At 40.8% G+C, this 20,574-nt stretch carries 17 protein-coding genes; 5 read left to right on the forward strand and 12 right to left on the reverse strand.

The annotated features are described in order from the left end of the window. Positions 1-29: 29 nt before the first annotated feature. The 6 genes from CXF64_RS12995 to lpxB form a co-directional block, all read right to left on the reverse strand. Positions 30-383, reverse strand: a complete 354-nt coding sequence (locus CXF64_RS12995; RefSeq protein ID WP_007581020.1) for a hypothetical protein — start codon at positions 381-383, stop codon at positions 30-32. Further along, positions 384-1,688, reverse strand: coding sequence for a tRNA lysidine(34) synthetase TilS (tilS, locus tag CXF64_RS13000; RefSeq protein ID WP_101217228.1), 1,305 nt, complete (start codon positions 1,686-1,688; stop codon positions 384-386). It abuts the gene before it with no gap. A gap of 82 nt (positions 1,689-1,770) precedes the next feature. Then, on the reverse strand, positions 1,771-2,727 hold the full coding sequence (gene accA, locus CXF64_RS13005) for an acetyl-CoA carboxylase carboxyl transferase subunit alpha (RefSeq protein ID WP_101217229.1): 957 nt from the start codon (positions 2,725-2,727) through the stop codon (positions 1,771-1,773). Positions 2,728-2,743: 16 nt separating this feature from the next. After that, a complete protein-coding gene (gene dnaE, locus CXF64_RS13010) occupies positions 2,744-6,235 on the reverse strand; it encodes a DNA polymerase III subunit alpha (protein WP_024590731.1) in 3,492 nt (1,163 codons plus the stop codon). A 2-nt stretch (positions 6,236-6,237) separates the two neighbouring features. Beyond that, on the reverse strand, positions 6,238-6,840 hold the full coding sequence (rnhB, locus tag CXF64_RS13015; RefSeq protein ID WP_010553737.1) for a ribonuclease HII: 603 nt from the start codon (positions 6,838-6,840) through the stop codon (positions 6,238-6,240). Beyond that, a complete protein-coding gene (lpxB, locus tag CXF64_RS13020) occupies positions 6,830-7,987 on the reverse strand; it encodes a lipid-A-disaccharide synthase (RefSeq protein WP_101217230.1) in 1,158 nt (385 codons plus the stop codon). Before lpxB ends, rnhB begins: the two co-directional genes overlap by 11 nt. Positions 7,988-8,288: 301 nt before the next feature. Between lpxB and CXF64_RS13025 the strand changes: the two genes are divergently transcribed. The 5 genes from CXF64_RS13025 to cydC are packed head-to-tail and all read left to right on the forward strand — an operon-like array spanning position 8,289 to position 14,706. Further along, a complete protein-coding gene (locus CXF64_RS13025) occupies positions 8,289-9,872 on the forward strand; it encodes a cytochrome ubiquinol oxidase subunit I (RefSeq protein ID WP_010553739.1) in 1,584 nt (527 codons plus the stop codon). Further along, on the forward strand, positions 9,869-11,008 hold the full coding sequence (gene cydB, locus CXF64_RS13030; protein WP_007581007.1) for a cytochrome d ubiquinol oxidase subunit II: 1,140 nt from the start codon (positions 9,869-9,871) through the stop codon (positions 11,006-11,008). Before CXF64_RS13025 ends, cydB begins: the two co-directional genes overlap by 4 nt. A gap of 12 nt (positions 11,009-11,020) precedes the next feature. Next, on the forward strand, positions 11,021-11,185 hold the full coding sequence (cydX, locus tag CXF64_RS13035) for a cytochrome bd-I oxidase subunit CydX (RefSeq protein ID WP_002958303.1): 165 nt from the start codon (positions 11,021-11,023) through the stop codon (positions 11,183-11,185). Continuing rightward, positions 11,175-12,968: a thiol reductant ABC exporter subunit CydD gene (gene cydD / locus CXF64_RS13040; protein WP_101217231.1), complete on the forward strand. Its 1,794-nt coding sequence runs from the start codon at positions 11,175-11,177 to the stop codon at positions 12,966-12,968. Before cydX ends, cydD begins: the two co-directional genes overlap by 11 nt. Further along, positions 12,961-14,706, forward strand: a complete 1,746-nt coding sequence (gene cydC, locus CXF64_RS13045; protein ID WP_101217232.1) for a thiol reductant ABC exporter subunit CydC — start codon at positions 12,961-12,963, stop codon at positions 14,704-14,706. Before cydD ends, cydC begins: the two co-directional genes overlap by 8 nt. Here the strand turns inward: cydC and CXF64_RS13050 are convergent. The 6 genes from CXF64_RS13050 to bamA all read right to left on the reverse strand — a co-directional run bounded on the left by CXF64_RS13050 (position 14,689) and on the right by bamA (position 20,511). Further along, a complete protein-coding gene (locus CXF64_RS13050; protein WP_101217233.1) occupies positions 14,689-15,081 on the reverse strand; it encodes a septal ring lytic transglycosylase RlpA family protein in 393 nt (130 codons plus the stop codon). The two genes, cydC and CXF64_RS13050, sit on opposite strands and share 18 nt — an antisense overlap. A 146-nt stretch (positions 15,082-15,227) precedes the next feature. Continuing rightward, on the reverse strand, positions 15,228-15,998 hold the full coding sequence (gene lpxA / locus CXF64_RS13055) for an acyl-ACP--UDP-N-acetylglucosamine O-acyltransferase (RefSeq protein ID WP_007580998.1): 771 nt from the start codon (positions 15,996-15,998) through the stop codon (positions 15,228-15,230). Between the two features lie 2 nt (positions 15,999-16,000). Next, positions 16,001-16,453 (reverse strand): 3-hydroxyacyl-ACP dehydratase FabZ, encoded by a 453-nt coding sequence (fabZ, locus tag CXF64_RS13060; protein ID WP_007580997.1) that lies wholly within the window; start codon positions 16,451-16,453, stop codon positions 16,001-16,003. Between the two features lie 26 nt (positions 16,454-16,479). Further along, positions 16,480-17,502: a UDP-3-O-(3-hydroxymyristoyl)glucosamine N-acyltransferase gene (gene lpxD, locus CXF64_RS13065; RefSeq protein ID WP_007580995.1), complete on the reverse strand. Its 1,023-nt coding sequence runs from the start codon at positions 17,500-17,502 to the stop codon at positions 16,480-16,482. Between the two features lie 7 nt (positions 17,503-17,509). Next, entirely contained in the window at positions 17,510-18,028 is a 519-nt protein-coding gene (locus tag CXF64_RS13070) for an OmpH family outer membrane protein (protein WP_007580993.1), read from the reverse strand. Positions 18,029-18,039: 11 nt separating this feature from the next. Then, on the reverse strand, positions 18,040-20,511 hold the full coding sequence (gene bamA / locus CXF64_RS13075; protein ID WP_007580991.1) for an outer membrane protein assembly factor BamA: 2,472 nt from the start codon (positions 20,509-20,511) through the stop codon (positions 18,040-18,042). Positions 20,512-20,574 lie beyond the last annotated feature (63 nt).

The following is a 20,574-nucleotide window of genomic DNA, read 5'->3' on the forward strand; positions in this document are numbered from 1 at the left end:
TCTTTACTTAACTGCATTAAATAAAAAGCCTAGCTTCCCCCGCTAGGCTTTGCACTTACCAATTTATAAATAAACAACGCGGCACAAAAACCAAAAAAGAATCCGCTAATTAAATTAAGTAATGCGGTAATAGTAGCAAGCGGTGTAAATAATACTAAAAGCAGTGGCAGGCTCACGCCTAAAATAAAAAACAATCCACCTTTACCTAACCAATAAGCTAATAAAAGCACTGCAGATACAATTCCACCCGCAACTGCATAACCTAACGTAACTATATTTAGCTCAAGTAAAATATTAGCAATAATAGCTATAACGGCCGTTATTAGCATACCCATTGGCGCTTTAGTAACTAACGACAAACCAACATGCGGCTGTTTACTCATTTATTTACACTCCCAAAAAATACCATTTTCATCAATATGCTTAGCACTTATAAAATAACCAACCACTTGAACTAATTCATCATTATAAAAAATAAGCGGCACACTGGCGCGAAGCCAAGGCGCTATTTTTGCATCTTTAAACCAATGTTTAACTGTATTACTACCAGGCTTTTTAAGTGGTTTAATGCGTGCGCTATTGCAATTAAAGCGCACTATTACTTGCTCATTAGCGTGTGGAGGTCTTACTCCGCAACCGGTGCTTTTAATTAATAGGCGCCCGTCTGCCAGTTTTAGCTGTGAATGATTCAGCTCAATATCTGTTAATACTTCACTTGGTGTTACAAAATACAAATAACCTTGATGACGACGTATTTGCCCATCGAGCAAATCGATACGCATTTGTGCATCGTTTTTTGCGCACATTGCTTGATTAATAATTTGCTCGAGCTGCTTTTGCGATGGCATCACTTGTGTAAATAGTGCAAGCCACGCACGTACTATATTTGCAATGCGCGCTGCGCTGTATTCGCTTATCTGGCCAATGCAAAGTGCTTGATGCTCGTTAATACACTTATTTAAATCAAGCTGAGTATATTCATCAAGTAATGTTTGTTGCTGCTGTAGTAGCTCAATACTTCGTGCAGTGCATTGTTCAAACCCATTAAAGCGCTCAGCTAACACAGGTACTATTTTTGAGCGTAAAAAGTTACGATCAAAACTTTCATCTGTATTAGAGTCATCGGTTATGTGGCTAATACTAAACTGCGTTGCAAACGCTTCTATATCGCTGCGAGCTACATTTAGTAATGGTCTAAAACATATACGCCCACTTTGCAGAAAGCGCTCTTTATACATAGAACCAAGCCCTTTTAAACCTGAGCCACGCTTTAAGCGCAATAAAAACGTTTCTACTTGATCGTTTAAGTGTTGGCCCAGTAAAATAATGCTGCCTTGTGGGCTTAGTTCATCAAGTGCTTTATAACGGGCGTCGCGTGCTTGGGCTTCAAGACTTGTGCGCGACTGCTGCTCAATTACAACTTTCGCAGCTTCAAAAGGCACATTAAGCTCAATGCATACGTTTTTGCAAAAGTGTTGCCAGTCATCAGCATACTGGCTCAAGCCATGGTGGACATAAATAGCCGATACATTAATTGCAGGGTTATCTACTTTTAAAGTGCGCATTAAATGCAACAACACCACAGAATCAACGCCACCAGAAAGCGCCACTGTAAAAGCGGTGTTACCTTGCTCAATATAGCTATTTAATGATTTTTTTAATTGCTGATAAATTGCTGATGTATGCATATGGGCGCACTTTTATATAAAAACTCTGAACATTTTAAAGCAAAAAAGCCGCATAAGCGGCTTTTTTTAACATTTAATGTGTTTAGCAATAACCAAACGACATTAAACGTTTATAACGTTGATCAAGCATTTCTTCAAGCGTAAGCGCTTGTAGGTCTGCTAAGTCGCGTTTAAGGCGAACTTTTAAGTTACGTGCCATAGCATCGTAATTGCGATGCGCGCCACCTAGAGGTTCATCAATTAAGTTACTGATTAAATCTAGTTCTTTAACTCGCTCTGCGGTTACACCCATTGCTTCTGCTGCAAGTGGTGCTTTGTCGGCGCTTTTCCAAAGAATAGACGCACAACCTTCAGGCGAAATTACAGAGTAAGTGCTGTATTGCAACATGTTAACTCTGTCGCCCACACCAATCGCTAATGCACCACCTGAACCGCCTTCACCAATAACCGTACATATTGTCGGCACTTTAAGTGTCGCCATTACTTTTAAGTTACGCGCGATTGCTTCAGATTGACCACGTTCTTCAGCGCCAACACCTGGGTATGCACCCGGCGTGTCGATAAAGGTCATGATTGGCATTTTAAAACGCTCAGCCATTTCCATTAAGCGTAATGCTTTACGGTAACCTTCTGGCTTTGGCATACCAAAGTTGCGTTTAATTTTTTCAGCAGTGTCACGGCCTTTTTGTTGGCCAATAACCATTACTGGTTCGCCATCTAAACGCGTAACGCCTCCTAAAATAGCCGGATCGTTAGCAAAAGTACGATCGCCAGCAAACTCGTCAAATTCCGTGAAAATGCGCTCGATATAATCTCGAGTGTAAGGACGCAACGGATGACGTGCTAACTGTGATACTTGCCAAGCGCCTAAATTAGAAAAAATCTCCTGTTTTTGTTTGGCACTTTTTTCTTTTAATTTGCTGACTTCCTCTTCTAACTCAAGGTCTAATTCGCCAGCGCGGCTTATATTTTGTAATTCTTCAATTTTTGCTTCTAATTCTGCAATTGGAAGCTCAAAATCAAGATAATTGAGGCTCATGCTCTAAACTACCTAATCAGTTAAATTCTAGTTCTACATCTTGCGCAGCCATTAGTGATAACTTATGAATTAAGTCGTCACTTGGCGTAACACACCATTCGATCCCAAGAGTTAATTGCGCCAACGCATCTGGACGTTGGTAATAAACCTTGATCGGACACGTTCCCATTTTATAGGGTTCGAGTACTTTTTGTAATTTATCGAAGAAACCTGCCTCGACTTGCACCATGTTCAGCGTCATTTTAATCGCTTTAATACGCTTTTCACGCGCTTGAGCAATGGTGTTTATTTCTCTGGCGGTCATTGTAATACCACCGGAGAAGTTATCAAAGCTGACCTGTCCAGATATTACCAAGATATTGTTAACTTGGAGCATATCTTGGTACTTTTCAAACTCGTCTGAATACAAGCGTACATCAATCCGTGCACTCTTGTCATCTAAAGTTACTAAGGCCCAACGATTTCCTTTTTTGTTAATTAATACCCTAGAAGCAATCACCAAACCTGCGGCTGTTGCAAATACATCGCGGTTCGTTGGCTGTAAATCAACTATTTTTCCGCTGGTATAATGCCTAAGCTCACGGCGGTACTGATTTATCGGATGCCCAGTTAAATAAAGGCCTAGGGTTTCTTTTTCACCATCTAACCATTCGTTATCAGTTAGGCCTGTGGCTTTAATAAAGGCTTGTTCTACTTCATCAGGCTCAGTGGCTAATAAACCAAACAAATCACTTTGCCCTAATAGCTCAGCTTTATTGTGTTGGTCGGCCGCACGCATTGCACTTTTTAAACTAGCTAGTAATGTAGCACGGCCAGCTTGGGTTTTTTCTGGCCCTAAATTATCGAGTGCACCTGAATAAATTAATTTTTCGGTCACGCGTTTATTTAAGCGTTTTAAATCAACTCGGGCACAAAAATCAAATAAATCTTTAAATGGGCCTCCTTTTGCACGCGCTTCTAATATTGCATCAACCGGTGCTTCACCCACACCTTTTATCGCGCCAATGCCGTAAACAATCTCGCCTTGCAAGTTTACTGTAAACTTAAACTCACCTGCATTCACATCTGGCGGCAATAAGGTGAGCTTCATGTTTTCACATTCATCCACCAAAATAACGATTTTGTCGGTGTTATCCATATCAGCCGACATTACCGCAGCCATAAACTCTGCAGGATGATGCGTTTTCATCCACAGCGTTTGATACGAAACAAGTGCATACGCCGCCGAGTGAGATTTATTAAAACCGTAACCTGCGAACTTTTCTACCAAGTCGAAGATTTTTATTGCGAGTTCGCCGTCAATGCCGTTATTTCTTGCGCCATCTTCAAACGTTGAACGCTGCTTTGCCATTTCTTCGGGTTTTTTCTTACCCATTGCACGACGCAGCATGTCGGCGCCACCTAGCGTGTAACCTGCTAGTACTTGCGCAATTTGCATTACTTGTTCTTGATACAAGATAATGCCGTACGTTGGATCAAGTATTGGTTTTAAGCTTTCGTGCTGATACTGCGCATCTGGGTATGAGATTTCTTCGCGGCCCAGTTTTCGGTCGATAAAGTTATCTACCATGCCTGATTGCAGCGGACCTGGTCGAAACAAGGCCACGAGTGCAATCATATCTTCAAAGCAGTCGGGCTTAAGTCTGCGTACTAAGTCTTTCATACCGCGCGACTCTAGCTGGAATACAGCAGTCGTTTCAGCGCGAAGTAATAATTCAATACTTTTTTTATCATCCAGTGGGATGGTATTTATATCAACGAGATCTTTACCTTGGCGCTCCATGCGCACATTGGTCATATCGACCGCCCACTGCAATATAGTCAGTGTACGTAAACCCAAGAAATCGAACTTAACTAAGCCTGCAGTTTCTACGTCGTTTTTATCAAATTGCGTGACCGGAAACTTACCTTCGTCATCGCAATAAAGCGCGGCAAAGTCGGTAATAGTGGTTGGTGATATTACTACGCCACCCGCATGTTTACCGGCGTTACGTGTACACCCTTCTAGGATGCGACACATGTCGATTAAGTCTTTTACTTCGTTATCGCCATCGTAGGCTTCTTGCAAGCGCGGCTCTATATCAAACGCTTTAGCAAGTGTCATCCCAGGATCGCCGGGGATCATTTTAGAAATACGATCAACAAACCCGTAAGGGTGCCCAAGCACTCGCCCTACATCGCGTATTACCGCTTTTGCAGCCATGGTGCCAAAGGTAATAATTTGCGATACCGCATTACGCCCATACAAAGCCGACACGTGATCAATTACTTCGTCTCGTCTATCCATACAAAAATCGACGTCGAAATCGGGCATTGATACACGTTCTGGATTCAAAAACCGCTCAAAAAGCAAGTCGAATTCAAGTGGGTCCAAATCGGTAATTTTAAGTGCGTACGCAACTAACGAACCCGCACCTGAACCACGACCAGGTCCAACAGGAATATTGTTATCTTTACTCCACTGAATAAACTCCATTACGATTAAGAAGTAACCTGGGAATCCCATTTGGTTAATTACGCCAAGCTCTATATCAAGTCGCTCATCGTATTCAACACGTTTTACTTTTCGCTCTTCTTCGTCGGGGAATAAAAACTGCAGTCGCTCTTCAAGACCATCTTCTGACACTTTAACTAAAAACTCATCAATCTTGAGTGAGCCAGTTGGGTAATCAGGTAAAAAGTAAGTCCCTAGCTGAACCGTTACATTACAACGTTTAGCTATTTCTACTGTGTTTTGTAGGGCTTCTGGAATGTCGCTAAACAGCTCAGCCATTTGCTCTGATGTTTTTAGGTATTGTTCTTCAGAGAATCGCTTAGGCCTGCGTTTATCGTCAAGCGTGTAGCCGTCAAAAATAGCAACGCGAATTTCGTGCGCTTCAAAGTTTTCAGGCTTTAAAAACACTACTTCGTTGGTCGCTACAACAGGTAACTGCTCTTTGGTAGCAAGCTCTACCGCCATGTGTAAGTAGTCTTCTTCAAGCGGTCGGTTAGTGCGCACAAGCTCAAGGTAGTAGTTATCGCTGAAATGCTGCTTATAAAAGCTAACTACCGATTCAATAACACTTGGATTATTTTTTAGTAACGCTTTACCTAAGTCACCATCTTTAGCGCCCGAGAGAATAATTAAGCCCGTTTTATGCTCCACCAGCCACTCTCGGTCAATCACTGGGCGATGAAACACATGCCCACGTTGATACGCTTTAGATATTAATAAGGTAATATTTTTATAGCCGTCGTTGTCTTTGGCTAATATGGTTAAGCGGCTTGGCTCGTCAGGAAATTCTGGGCTACGAACCCAAAAGTCAGCACCCACAATAGGCTTAATACCGGCGTTATGTGTTGCGCCGTAAAAACGCACTAAGCCACAAAAGTTCATTTGATCGGTAATCGCAATAGCGGGCATTTGCAGCTCTTGCGCTTTAGCAACTATTGGCTTTGTTTTAGCAAGGCCGTCAACCATCGAAAAATCTGAATGAACTCTTAAATGAACAAAATCAGGAGCAGCCATGCTTAACCCTCACCATTGGCTTGCGCCAATACACGCTGCACAGGTTTAAAGCTTTTACGATGCTCATCAATCGCGCCGTACTGCTCAAGCGCTGCAAAATGTGCTTTTGTTGGATACCCTTTGTGCCCTGCAAAGCCATATTCAGGGTGGCGTTTATCAAGCTCAATCATTTCGTCATCGCGTGCTACTTTAGCTAAAATAGACGCCGCTGAAATTTCGGCCACTAAGCTATCGCCTTTAACAATAGCTTGCGCTGGCATAGTGAGTTTTGGCAAACGATTACCATCTATAAATACAAATTCAGGTTGCGTACTTAATGCCTCTACTGCACGGGTCATGGCAAGCATAGTCGCGTGCAGAATATTTAACTCATCAATTTCTGTTGGATTGCAGCGCCCATAGGCATAACACAATGCTTTTTCTTTTATTTCAATCGCAAGCGCTTGGCGTTTTTTATCTGTTAATTTTTTAGAATCCGCTAAGCCAGCAATTGGTTTAGTGGGATCTAAAATGACGGCGGCAGTAACTACATCACCAACAAGCGGGCCGCGCCCTACTTCATCTACACCGGCAATTAAGGATACATTAGGTCTATCAATTTGCATTTATTAACTCCGCCACAGCATTCGCTGCTTGTTCGCTGGCATTTAATCTAATTTTTTCGTGAATAGCTAAAAAGCGTGCTTTTAGCTCTTTGTTATCAGTGTTGAGCATAGGAGTAAGCGCATTTGTTAAATTAGCCACATTACACTCACTTTGTAAAAACTCAGGCACTAGCTCTTCGTCTGCTAATAAGTTAGGCAACGAAAAATGCTTAATATTAAACGTAAATAAAGTCTTAAATATCCAATAGCTCAAAGGCTTTATTTTATAGCCCACTACCATTGGCTTTTTATAAAGCATGCCTTCGAGTGTTGCAGTGCCCGACGCTAATAAAATAGCATCAGCAGCTTGCATCGCTAATTTTGATTGTCCATCAAGCAGGTTAACATTAAGGTTTGGCGCGGTAGCGTTTAATATATCAGTAAACTGCGCTTTGCGTTTTTCGTTAACCAGTGGCACCACAACTTTAAGATTGGGGTTTTTAGCTTGCAGCTCTGCAGCTGTTTTAATGTAAGTTTCACTTAGTAAGCCAACTTCTGAGCCTCGGCTACCAGGAAGTAACGCCAGTACTTTGTCATCAAGGCTTAAGCCGAGTTCTGCACGTGCTTTGCTGTCGTCGTGTTCAAGCGCTATATCGTCTGCCAAAGTATGACCCACAAATGTACATGGCACTTGGTGCTTATCGTAAAATTCTTTTTCAAATGGCAGTAACGCAAGCACTAAATTAGTCGCTGCACTTATTGTATGAATTCGCTTTTCGCGCCACGCCCAAACAGACGGACTTACATACTGTACTGTTTTAATGCCCGCATCTTTAAGTGGCTTTTCAACGCGTAAGTTAAAATCGGGTGCATCAATACCAATAAATACATCAGGTGGGTTATCTACAAAATGCTGCACGAGTTGTTTACGTATTTTAAGCAAACGCGGCAAACGCCCTAGCACCTCAACAAGCCCCATTACCGAAAGCTCATCCATGTCGTAAAGTGTTTTACAGCCCTGCGCTTGCATTTTAGGTCCTGCTATTCCTTCAAAAATAGCGTCCGGAAAATGTTTTTTAAGGGCTTTAATTAAACCTTCACCTAAAATATCGCCCGACAGTTCACCTGCCACAATACCAATACGTAGTTGTTTTTTATCTTTATTCATTTGATTTTATTTCACAAGTAAACCAGGCGTTCATGCTTGTTAGTTTACCGTGTTTTACTGTTTGGTTAAACGCTTTAAATAACTGGTTTTTTATCACGTAAGTTAAGGCTTTATGTTGTTTGTTTTTAATACTGATGTAGCATAGGAAATATATATTAAGTTTTACTAATATGTATGTTGACAAAAATTGCACAAAAGTAAATACTATTACAAACTTTCAGTAATTACTGAAAGTTCATTAAACCTTAACTTTGCCAATTAAATGTTGCCCTGTTAATCCGTCACTCTCAAGGAGCCAATAATGATAGATGAAACCTTTGTGGATCTATCGCGATTACAGTTTGCTGTTACCGCTCTCTTTCATTTCTTATTCGTACCGTTAACGATAGGTATGACCTGGATTTTAGTTATTATGGAATCGGTTTATGTTATGACCGGTCGCGAAATTTATCGTGATATGACTAAGTTTTGGGGGAAATTGTTTGGTATTAACTTTGCAATTGGTGTGGCGACAGGCCTTACCATGGAATTTGAGTTTGGTACTAACTGGTCTTATTATTCGCATTACGTAGGTGATGTTTTTGGTGCTCCCCTTGCTATTGAAGGTTTAATGGCATTCTTTTTAGAATCGACCTTTGTAGGTATGTTCTTTTTAGGCTGGGACAGACTCTCTAAACGCCAACATTTAGGTGCAACCTTTTTAATGGCCATTGGTACCAACATGTCGGCGCTGTGGATTTTAATAGCCAACGGCTGGATGCAAAACCCAGTAGGTGCTGAATTTAACTATCAAACCATGCGCATGGAAATGACCAGCTTTGCAGAGCTTGTGTTTAACCCTGTAGCACAAGTTAAGTTTATTCATACCGTATCGGCAGGTTATGTAGCTGCATCTATGTTTGTACTGGGCATAAGTAGTTGGTACATATTAAAAGGCCGTGATTTAGCGTTTGCTAAACGTTCTTTTTCGGTCGCATCGGGCTTTGGTTTAGCATCAATTCTATGTGTAATTTTACTCGGTGACGAATCAGGTTACGAAGTAGGCGAAGTTCAAAAAGTAAAACTTGCCACGATTGAAGCTGAATGGCACACAGAAGAGGCTCCGGCTGCGTTTACCGCATTTGGTTTTCCTGATTCAGAAGAGCAAGTAACACATGCTGCGGTTAAAATACCTTACGCACTTGGGTTAATTGCTACGCGTTCACTTGATGAGCAAGTAACGGGTATTAACGACCTAGAAAAACAACACGAAGTACGTATTCGCAACGGTATGATTGCTTATGAATACCTTACAAAACTCAGAAACGGTGAAGATACGCCAGAAAATGTTGCTAAGTTTAATACCCTAAAAGATGATTTAGGTTATGGCTTGCTACTTAAGCGCTACACACCTGATGTTGTAGATGCTACCGAAGAGCACATTCAAAAAGCCGTTAAAGACTCTTTCCCTAAAGTAGGCCCTATGTTTTGGTCATTTAGGATTATGGTTGCCTGTGGTGTAGCCATGTTGGGTGTATTTATATTGGCATTTTACTACAACGCACATCGCGTTATTGAGCAAAAGCGCTGGTTGTTATGGGCTGCCGTATTGAGCATTCCACTACCTTGGATAGCGATTGAATTTGGCTGGATAGTTGCTGAGTATGGACGTCAACCTTGGGCTATATCTGAAATACTGCCGACCTTTTTAGCCACGTCGTCACTAACAGTAAACGATATTTTAATTAGCTTAACTGGATTTATTGTTTTCTATACTGGTTTAGCCATTGTTGAAGGTTGGTTGATGATCCGCTTTGTTAAGCAAGGACCAAGCTCGCTACATACTGGTAAATATCATTTTGAATTGCCAAATAAAACTGATCAAACTGAAGGAGAGCAATCATGATTTTTGATTATGAAACATTAAAAATGCTTTGGTGGTTGATCATTGGTGTGCTGCTTATTGGCTTTGCTATTACCGATGGCATGGATATGGGCGTTGCTATGTTGCTTCGCCTAGTTGGTAAAACAGATTCAGAGCGCCGTACGGTAATTAATACCATTGGTCCACACTGGGATGGTAACCAAGTATGGTTTATTACCGCAGGCGGCGCGTTATTTGCAGCGTGGCCTATGGTTTATGCAGCTGCATTTTCGGGCTTTTACTTTGCCATGATGCTAGTACTCTTTGCTCTATTTTTTAGACCACTAGGGTTTGATTACCGCAGTAAAGTAGACTCAAAACGCTGGCGTAATAACTGGGATTGGGGCTTGCTTGCAGGCAGCGCAATTCCAGCATTAGTTTTTGGTGTTGCTTTTGGTAACTTATTTTTAGGCGTACCATTTAATATTGATAACTTAATGCGTGTTAGCTACCAAGGTTCATTTTTTGGTTTACTTAACCCGTTTGGTTTGCTTGCTGGTTTAGTGAGTATCACTATGCTAATTGCTCATGCGGGGATGTGGTTACAGCTTCGTACAGCTGATGCAGTAGCAGATCGCTCAGGGCAATATGGTCGTTATTCACTGATTGTGTTTATTATACTGTTTGCAGGCGCTGGTTTTTGGGTTGCTAATTTAACGGGTTACCAAATTGTATCTATGCCTGATACACAAAGCCATGCAGATCCATTAGCTAAAGTAGTAACAACAGCCCAAGGCGCGTGGCTTAGCAATTACAGTGAACGCCCATGGACTATGACCTTTCCTATTTTAGCGTTTGCAATGGCACTAAGTGCGCTATTTTTTTCTAAATTGAACAAACCAGCACTTGGACTTATTTCAACAAGCTTAATGTTAATTGGCGTGATTATGACGGCCGGTGTTTCACTGTTCCCATTTATTATGCCATCAAGCAACAATCCAAATATTAGCTTAACAATTTGGGATGCGGTATCGAGCCATAAAACGCTCAATGTAATGTTTGTTGCAGTGTGTATTTTTGTCCCACTTATTTTAACTTACACCACCTGGTGTTATGTAAAAATGTGGCGCAGAGTAACGGTTGAAGAAATTGAAAACAACACTCACGGTAGCTACTAAGGAGACTAAACTATGTGGTATTTCGCTTGGATTTTAGGTGTACTTTTGGCCTGTACCTTAGGTGTAATAAATGTAATGTGGTACGAATTTCATCAAAATAAAAACAGCATTGCTGATGATGAACAAGCCATGCACGATTTATTAAACGATGCTAACAACACAAAAGATGACGACTAACCCCCGACCAGATCGCGCGCAGCAGCAATCACTGCGCGCTTTTTTAAAGCGTCAAAGTAAACCCGCTGCAGTGTGGTTAAAGTTAAGCATTGCACTGGGTACTTTTAACGCATTACTGATGATTGCAGGTGCTTATTTACTTGCGCAAACTATTCACAACGTTATGTTTGAAGGTAATAATTTAGCCCAAGTTACTCATTTATTATGGCCCTTAGCAGGCATTATTTTATTGCGCGCGGTGTTTTTAGCATTAAGCGAACGCTTGAGTGCATATGCTGCACTTAAAATAAAATCGGCTATGCGCCAAACACTTCTAAATAAGCTCAGCTTACTTGGCCCAAGCTATATAGAACAACACGGCCAAGGCGCTACATTAAATACCCTACATAATGGCGTAGAAGCACTCCACGACTATTATGCTAAATACCTACCTGGTGCTGCTTACAGCGCGCTTATTCCGCTGGCAATATTGGTTGTTATTTTTCCGACAGATTATAAAGCTGGGCTGATATTTTTATTAACCGCCCCGCTCATTCCTTTTTTCATGATTTTAGTAGGCTCAAAAGCCGAAGCTTTAAACCAAAAACGCTGGAAGCAACTTGCTGTACTGGGCAATTACTTTTTTGACCGCGTACAAGGTTTAACTCAACTCAAGCTATTTAATGCAACACGTACCGAGCTTAAACAAATAGCTAAAATTTCAGATGATTTTAGACACGCTACACTCGATGTTTTAAAAATCGCTTTTTTATCATCATTTGCACTTGAGTTTTTAGCCACCATTAGCGTGGCATTAGTCGCAGTAATTATTGGTTTTAGACTGTTTTTTGGCACTCTTGATTTTGCTACTGGCTTTGTGGTGCTACTTTTAGCGCCTGAATTTTATTTACCACTGCGCCAGCTAGGTAGCCATTACCATGCACGTTTACAAGGCATTAGTGCCGCTGCCGATATGGTTGCGATTTTAAATGCACCACTGCCAAGTGACGAAAATGCGTCAGTGACTACAAGCTCGCCTGAAAACAATTTAACTTTAAATGCAATTAACTCCATAAGTATTACCGATCTCAATTTTATATACCCAGATAGTAACGAAGGGATTAAAAATATAAATTTAACACTGCCAAATAAAGGCTTAATTGCCGTTGTGGGCAGTAGTGGATCAGGTAAAAGTACGTTGTTTGACTGCTTATTAGGGTTTCACCCTGAGGTGATTAACCACCTATCTATTAATGAGCAGAGTTTAAGTACAACCGATATTACTTACCTGCAAAATAACATTGCATGGATACCACAAAAAGCGACGCTGTTTTACGACACCATTGCTGCCAACATTAAATTGGCCAAACCAACTGCCACACAGCAAGAGCTTGAACATGCAGCAAAGCAAGCTGGTGTGCTTGAATTTATAAATACCCTACCCGATGGTTTTAACACACTGATAGGTGAGCAAGGCGAAGGGCTTTCTGGCGGACAAAAGCAACGCATCGCACTCGCACGTGCATTCATAAAACAAGCACCAGTTTTAGTGCTTGATGAGCCTACAGCGCACCTTGATAGCCAAACAGAGCAACTTATTCAAAATGCTATTAGTGAATACGCTAAAAATAATTTAGTGTTAGTTATTGCTCATCGGTTAAATACCGTTAAACATGCCAGCAATATCATTGTTATGCACGATGGAAAAATAGCTGAGCAAGGTCACTTTGAAACACTTGCAGCGCAAAATGGTGCATTTGCTGATTTATTAAAAACGGCTAAACAAGGGGTGGCGCATGCATAATTTTATTCGCTTATTAAAGCTTTGTGCTCCTCATTATAAAGCTATGCTATTGGGTACATTTTTAGCAACGATTACGGTATTAGCTAATGTGGGCTTGTTGGCTATTTCTGGCTGGTTTTTAGCGTCAATGGCGGCTGCAGGTCTTGCGGGCGTGCAAATGAACTACTTTACTCCAGCAGGAACGATTCGGTTTTTAGCAATTGTACGAACTGCATCGCGCTATGGCGAACGCCTAGTTACTCATAACGCCACGTTTTTATTACTAAGTGAAATACGTACCAATGTCTTTGCAACGTTAAGTAAGCTTAACAATGTTGATTTAGCAATGAGCCGCAGCGCTGATCTAGTTAACCGATTACAAAACGATGTAGACGCACTCGACAAGTTTTATTTAAACGTTTTACTTCCTATGCTAGTCGCTCTTTTAAGTGTGCCAATCATCATGCTGTTTATGTCGGCCTATAATGGCAACGTCGCCCTTATTTGCTTTACTGGCATTATACTTATTGGTGTTGTTATACCTGCCCTACTCAGCGCAAAGCTCACTAAAAACAGCCATAAAGAAACACAACTTAGTGCACAACTTCGCTCTGAGCTTTCAGATACACTCACAGGACTTAGAGAGCTTAGTATTTATCAAGCCCGTTCGCAGCAACTTAATAAGTGCGACGAATTAAGCGAGCAGTACAATCAGCAATTATTTATTCGCCACAAAGCACTGGCAAACTCAGATGGGTTAAGCTTATTGGTTGTTCAATTAGCGATGCTTGCTAGCATAGTAACCATTGTCCCGCTGGTTTACACCAACAGTATGGTAAATGTAGAACTTGCTATGTTAAGCCTGTTTGTACTGGCAAGCTTTGAAAGTGTATTGCTACTACCCAATGCGTTTATAGAGCTTCCTAGTGTATTAAAAGCAGCAGAGCGGTTGTTTACACTTGAAGATAAAGCCGCTAACTCACAAGTTAAAGATACACATGTAGACGTTGATGAAAACTTTAACTCGCAAAACCACACGCTAGCACTTAACAATATTAGCTACCAATATGGTGAGCAAACAGCACTAACTGATATCAGTTTTGAACTAAAGCCCCAGCAAAAAGTAGCAATTGTAGGTAGAAGCGGCAGCGGTAAAACGACGCTTGTAAATTTACTGACTGGTTTATGGCCTTTACAACAAGGCAGCATAACGCTAAATAATCAAAATAGCGTTGTTGACTTACATTCGTTAAATAATGATATACGCGCAAGTGTGATAAATATATTAGCTCAGCAGCACCATATTTTTGATGGCACACTGAGTGAAAATTTACGTTATGCTGCGCCAAATGCAACTAAAGAGCAAATGATTGAAGCGCTCTCATTAGCGCAATTAAGCCCATGGTTTAATGAACTAAAAGAAGGTTTAAAAACACGATTAGGCACTGGCGGGCGTAATGTGTCGCAAGGTCAGTCTAGACGTATAGCTATTGCACAAGCATTACTTAAAAGTCCGGCTATTTTAGTTCTTGATGAACCAACAGAAGGTCTTGATAATCAGTCTAAGCAAGGGGTAATGCAAGCAATAATGCATGTTATGAATAACGCGAGCGTGCTCACAATTACGCACGATCCCGCTCTACTTGCTCAAATGGATAATGTTGTATGGTTGGAAGGCGGTAAAGTAGTCGCACAAGGCTCTCATAAAGAGCTCAGTGGGGCTTATCCTGGTTATGTTGCGCTAACTACCCGGTTTTAAAACCTTTACTGATACATCAATAACGCCGACCTTAGGGTCGGCTATCTTTTTAAACATACTTTTTGATAAATCAATAATACGACCTCGCACATACGGGCCTCTATCGTTAATTCTTACCGTGACTGATTTGTTATTGGCTAGATTAGTAACAACCACCGTAGTACCAAAATCGAATTCTAAATGGGCTGCCGTGGCGGCTTGTTGACTAAAGCGCTCTCCGTTGGCGGTTGTTCTTCCGTGGTATTTATCAGCATAAAAAGATGCTTTCCCAACTTGAGTGATTTCTCCAGCAGATGATTTAACAATAGGCTGGCTACTACAAGCGGCTAAAACTGAAGTAATAAAAAGAGTGAGAACTAACTTAGGTAAACGCATAGGACGGCTTTTATTATATAAATTACCCGCATACTAACTCAAGTACCCTGAGTATTAACTGAATTAGCTTTAAGCAGGGCAATAAAAAACCACCTTCGATTTATCATCTAGGGTGGTTTTTTTAATGCTTAAAGCAAACCCGCGAATTATCTTACGATGCCGCGCTCTGAGTTTTTAACAAAGTCGACCATCAATTTCACAGCAGGATACTTTGCGGCATCCTCACTAAGCGACTCAATAGCTTCTTCAGCACCTAAGCTTTTACGATAAAATGCTTTGTATGCACGGCGTACAGCCATAATTTCATCACTTTCGAAACCACGACGCTTCATGCCTTCTTTATTGATAGCTGCAGGGCCTGCTGGCATACCAATGGTAGTAACAAATGGTGGTACATCTTTGTTAACACCTGAATACATACCAATAAAGGCATGTGCACCAATTTTACAAAACTGATGAACACCCGAATTACCACCAAGGATAACCCAGTCACCAACATGTACATGGCCGGCCACACTTGCGTTGTTAGCAAAAATTACGTTATCGCCAATTACCGCGTCATGTGCAACGTGTGTATAAGCCATAAACAAATTATTACTACCAATTTTAGTAACACCTTGGTCTTGAATCGTACCACGGTGAATAGTGGCACATTCACGGATAACGTTGTTATCACCCATGATTAATGTGGTTGGCTCGTTGTTGTATTTTTTGTCTTGGCAGGCTTCGCCCACAGACGCAAACTGAAAAATATGATTGCCAGAGCCAATAGTTGACGGCCCTTTAACAACAACGTGAGACTCAATAATACAGTTATCACCGATAACAACATCATTGCCAATATAACTATACGGACCAACTGAGACATTGTTGCCTAGTTTAGCGCCAGGTTCGATTATTGCTGTAGAATGGATCACTATTAAAACTCTCTTCTCGCACACATAATTTCGGCACTACACACTATTTTGCCGTCGACTCTAGCTTCTGCAGCAAACTTCCAAATGTTGCGACGTTCTTTTAAAAACTCAACATGAAGATGCATTGTATCACCAGGAATTACAGGTTGTTTAAAACGTGCATTATCAACAGCAGCAAACAAATATAATTCGTTTTCGCTACGGTTTTCTACTGTTTTAAAACCTAATAAACCCGTTGCTTGCGCCATTGATTCTAATATTAGCACACCAGGAAAAATTGGCTGATTTGGAAAGTGCCCAGTAAAAATTGGTTCATTTATAGAAACATTTTTAATAGCATGTAAAGACTTGCCAGGTGTAAAATCAATAACACGATCAATTAATAGCATCGGGTAACGGTGCGGTAATAAACTTAAAATTTCTTGAATATCAAGGCTATTTAATTCGTTTGCCAAAATAGCATCCTTATTAGTGTTCAACGTTATGACTTAGCCAATGCTTCAAGCGCTTTAAGACGAGATTTCATGTCTGAAAGGTTACGCAAGTGAGCTATTGATTTACGCCATTCTTTGTTTGTTGTATGGGGCATACCAGATGAGTAAATACCTGGTTCGGTGATTGATTTTGTCACCATACTCATGCCGGTAATTATAACACCATCACATACAGACATGTGACCATTAATTGCAACCATGCCACCAATTTGACAGTTCTTGCCAATGGTAACGCTTCCTGCAAGTACAGTGCAGCCCGCTATTGCGGTGCCTGAATTAACTTCAACGTTGTGCGCTATTTGACACTGATTATCGATAATAACATTGCTATGAATGATGGTATTGTCCAGTGCACCACGATCAATTGTCGTACTTGCACCAATTTCAACTTTGTTGCCTATGATAACTGAACCAAGCTGAGGTATTTTAACCCACTGCCCGCGCTCATTTGCATAGCCAAACCCATCACTACCTACAACACTATTTGCTTGAAACAAACAATCTGAACCAATTTCAACATCGTGATAAATAGTCACACTAGGCCAAAGCTTAGTGCCAGAACCTATTTTAACACGTTCCCCGATAAAACTGTTCGGACCAATTTGCGCGTTGTCACCTATCACTGCATGAGCTTCAATGACTGCGTTAGCACCAATAGCGGCGCTATCACTAACAATCGCTGTTGAATGAACAGTTGCACTTGGATGAATACCCGTCGAGGCTGAGCGTGGTGTTGTATCCATAAATTGCGCTAATTTTGCGTAACTTACATACGGATTAGCAACAATAATTTTGCTGCCACTAAAGTACTCTGCATCGGCTTGGCTTACTATTACAGCACTCGCTTGAGTAGTTTCAAGTTGCGATCGATATTTTGAGTTCGCTAAAAATGCAATATGCCCAGAATGGGCATTTGCAAGTGTCGCTATTTTTTTTATTTCTAAAGCGCCATCACCCTGAAGTTCGGCGCCTAGAAGTTCCGCAATTTGCGAAAGCGTATAATTTTGCATAGAGTGATTATTTCTTACTAACAGCGGCTACAACTTTAGATGAAAGATCAGTCACTTCTTTAGGGTTAAAGTAAATAGTAGTGTCTTTTACTTTAACTTCGTCGAAGTCGCCGTCTTTAGCAATCTCTTCAATTGTTTTGATGATTACACCTTGAACTTTAGCAAGCTCTTGGTTTTGACGCGCTTTAATTTCTTGCTCTAAAGGGCGACCTTGTTCAGCAAGATTTTTTTGCATGCCTTGAATTTTTTCACGCAGAGTATCTTTTTGAGCTTGGCTCATAGTTGTACTTTCACGTTTAAATTTTTCAGCTTCAAAACGAATATCGCCTTGTAACTTTTCAAGCTCTTGACGACGTTCAGCAAACTCAGTTTGTAAAGACTGTTCAATTTTAGCCATTTGAGGAATTTGCTTGTAGATTTCCTGCATATCAACAATACCTACTTTGTGTGCAAATGCATTCACAGAAGTACCCATCATTAACGTTGCTAAAACTGCTACAGCTGTTGATTTAAATAATTTTTTCACAAAAAACTCCTTTAGAAAGTGTTACTAATGTTAAAGCTGATGGTTTTCGTATCGTCATCTTCTTCTTTTTGCAATGGATACGCAAAACTGATCAGCATTGGACCCATTGGAGAGATCCATTGTAATGAAAGACCGGTTGAAACCCTAAAACGCATTGGGTCTGAATAGTCATCTAATTTAGCACGTTCATCAACGCCTAAGTTTTGATAGCGGTCTACGTTAAACTCAGTATCCCATACGTTTGCAGCATCAACAAAGAAGCTAGTACGTACAGAGCTGGTATTTTCTTCATCTAAGAATGGTGTAGGAACAATTAGCTCCATACCTGCCACTGCTTTAGCATTACCACCAATACGACCTTGTGGCACTAGAATATCAAATTCTGATGCACCACCAATGCTACCGGTTGTAGTACCGTCTGCACCTGGCGTACCCGGAATAGACTGCGGTATACGCGACACAGCACGTGGTAATATCGTATTACGGTCAAAGCCACGTAGTTCCATTTCCGTTATACGGAAGTACTCTTGGAATGGAAGTGTTTGCTCATACCCGTTTGTAGAACCATAACCATTACCATAACCAAGTGCTGCACGCGTTGAGAATACCCAACGGTGGTCATTTGATATAGGCCAGTAAAAACGCGAATCGTAGTTCAGTTTAAAGTACTGAAGATCTGAGTTAGGCGTTGTTGCTGTTAAGTTTAGAGTTTGACGCGAACCCGCTGTTGGGAATAAACCACGGTTAACGGTGATACGCGACCAGCCAACACTCAGCTCATACTTAGTAAAGTCAAAGCCTGCATCTGGGTTATCTGGATCTAAGAATGTTTCACGAAGTACACGCGTTTGCTCGTACTCTGCAATATCCGAAAGCTCTTCTTTAATCCAACGGGCGCCAAAGTTAACACGATTTACAGCATCAATCGGAAAACCAATATTTGTGCCTAAACCATAACTTTTCGATTTATATTCAACAAGACTGAATTTACTTGCATCGTAGTTTCTGTAAAAGATGCTACTGCCTTGCGATACACCATCTGGCGTAAAGTATGGGTCTGTGTACGATAAGCTTAAGCTTTCAGAACCTGTAGACGTATTAAGGTTTAAACCAATTTGGTTACCTGTGCCTAAAAAGTTAGATTCTGTTACACCAATATTAAACTGCAGACCTAAGTAAGAACCATAAGCAAGACCAGCATTAAAGCTACCTGCAGATTGCTCTTTTACAGTAAAGTCTACATCTACTTGGTCATCCACACCGGGTACAGGCACTACGTTAAAATCAACAGTTTCCATGTAAGGTAGGCGTTGAATTTGCAGTTTTGAACGCTCAAGGTTTTGATTAGATAACCATGCGCCTTCAAGTTGTGTCATTTCACGACGAAGTACTTCATCTGCCGTATTTTGGTTGCCACCAACAATAATACGACGAACGTATACACGCTTACCTGGGTTAACCGATAGTGTTAATTGTACTTCTTGCTTTTCGTCGTCAATTTCTGGAATTGTACGCACTTCAGCATTAGCGTAACCAAAACGTGCTAAGTAGCTTTTAATAAACTCTTCAGATGAAGTAACTACAGAACCGTTATAAAGCTCACCCGCTCTAAGTGGGATAACACTTTTAATTAAGTCTTCACGGCCAAGCAAGTCACCAATAAAGTCAAAACCTTTAACTTTATATTTTACGCCTTCAGTTAAGTTAGCTGTAACGTAAACTGATTCACGTTCAGGGCTCACTGAAACTTGTGTTGAGTCGATATTAAAACGCAGGTAACCACGGTCTAAATAATAACTACGAATTTTTTCTAAATCGCCTTCAATGGTTTGCTTTTGGTAACGGTCGCTACCCATAAACTGCCACCAAGGTAAATCTTGCTGCGATTCAGCAAGTTTAAGAAGCTCTTCATTAGAAAAAAGTTCATTACCCACTAAGTTAATTTGGCGGATAGAAGCAGCATCACCTTCATCAAACTCTAACTTAAGTTTAACGCGGTTACGTGGCAGCTTAGTAATACTGATATCTACTTTAGCGTTGTATTTACCAATGCTGTGGAAAAACTCAACTAAGCCTTTTTCGATACTATCGATAACGGTTTTATCAAGTGGTTCACCTTGGCGAATATCTTGCTGATCAAGAGACTCATTAAGCTGCTCGTCTTTAATGTCTTTATTGCCTTCAAACTCAATAAAGCTGATGGTAGGACGTTCCGTTACTTTAAAAATAACGTTGTTGCCATCACGAAGTGCTTTTATGTTATCAAAGTGCCCAGAACGATAAAGTGACTTTATTGTTTTTGAAATCGTATAGTCATCAACATTATCGCCTACGTTAATAGGAATATGTGTTAGCGCTGCACCAAGTGCTACGCGCTGCAAACCTTCAACTTTCAGGTCTTCAACAATAAAGGAGTTTTGGCCTAGGGCTGCAAAACTTGCACCCAATAAACTTGTTATTGCCAAATGTTTTTTTATAGCCATTTTATTATCTTTATCCTTTACAACTGTATTACCGCATAACACCTTACTAGTGGTGCTTTACAA

The organism is Pseudoalteromonas sp. GutCa3 (assembly GCF_002836155.1).
Taxonomy (GTDB): Bacteria; Pseudomonadota; Gammaproteobacteria; order Enterobacterales; family Alteromonadaceae; genus Pseudoalteromonas; species Pseudoalteromonas arctica.

Coding starts and splice junctions, on each gene's coding strand:
- lpxB (WP_101217230.1), bottom strand. CDS start 7,987: ATGAATAAAGATAAAAAACAACTACGTATTGGTATTGTGGCAGGTGAA.
- lpxD (WP_007580995.1), bottom strand. CDS start 17,502: ATGCAAAATTATACGCTTTCGCAAATTGCGGAACTTCTAGGCGCCGAA.
- CXF64_RS13025 (WP_010553739.1), top strand. CDS start 8,289: ATGATAGATGAAACCTTTGTGGATCTATCGCGATTACAGTTTGCTGTT.
- cydX (WP_002958303.1), top strand. CDS start 11,021: ATGTGGTATTTCGCTTGGATTTTAGGTGTACTTTTGGCCTGTACCTTA.
- accA (WP_101217229.1), bottom strand. CDS start 2,727: ATGAGCCTCAATTATCTTGATTTTGAGCTTCCAATTGCAGAATTAGAA.
- bamA (WP_007580991.1), bottom strand. CDS start 20,511: ATGGCTATAAAAAAACATTTGGCAATAACAAGTTTATTGGGTGCAAGT.
- dnaE (WP_024590731.1), bottom strand. CDS start 6,235: ATGGCTGCTCCTGATTTTGTTCATTTAAGAGTTCATTCAGATTTTTCG.
- cydC (WP_101217232.1), top strand. CDS start 12,961: ATGCATAATTTTATTCGCTTATTAAAGCTTTGTGCTCCTCATTATAAA.
- cydD (WP_101217231.1), top strand. CDS start 11,175: ATGACGACTAACCCCCGACCAGATCGCGCGCAGCAGCAATCACTGCGC.
- cydB (WP_007581007.1), top strand. CDS start 9,869: ATGATTTTTGATTATGAAACATTAAAAATGCTTTGGTGGTTGATCATT.
- rnhB (WP_010553737.1), bottom strand. CDS start 6,840: ATGCAAATTGATAGACCTAATGTATCCTTAATTGCCGGTGTAGATGAA.
- tilS (WP_101217228.1), bottom strand. CDS start 1,688: ATGCATACATCAGCAATTTATCAGCAATTAAAAAAATCATTAAATAGC.
- CXF64_RS12995 (WP_007581020.1), bottom strand. CDS start 383: ATGAGTAAACAGCCGCATGTTGGTTTGTCGTTAGTTACTAAAGCGCCA.
- CXF64_RS13050 (WP_101217233.1), bottom strand. CDS start 15,081: ATGCGTTTACCTAAGTTAGTTCTCACTCTTTTTATTACTTCAGTTTTA.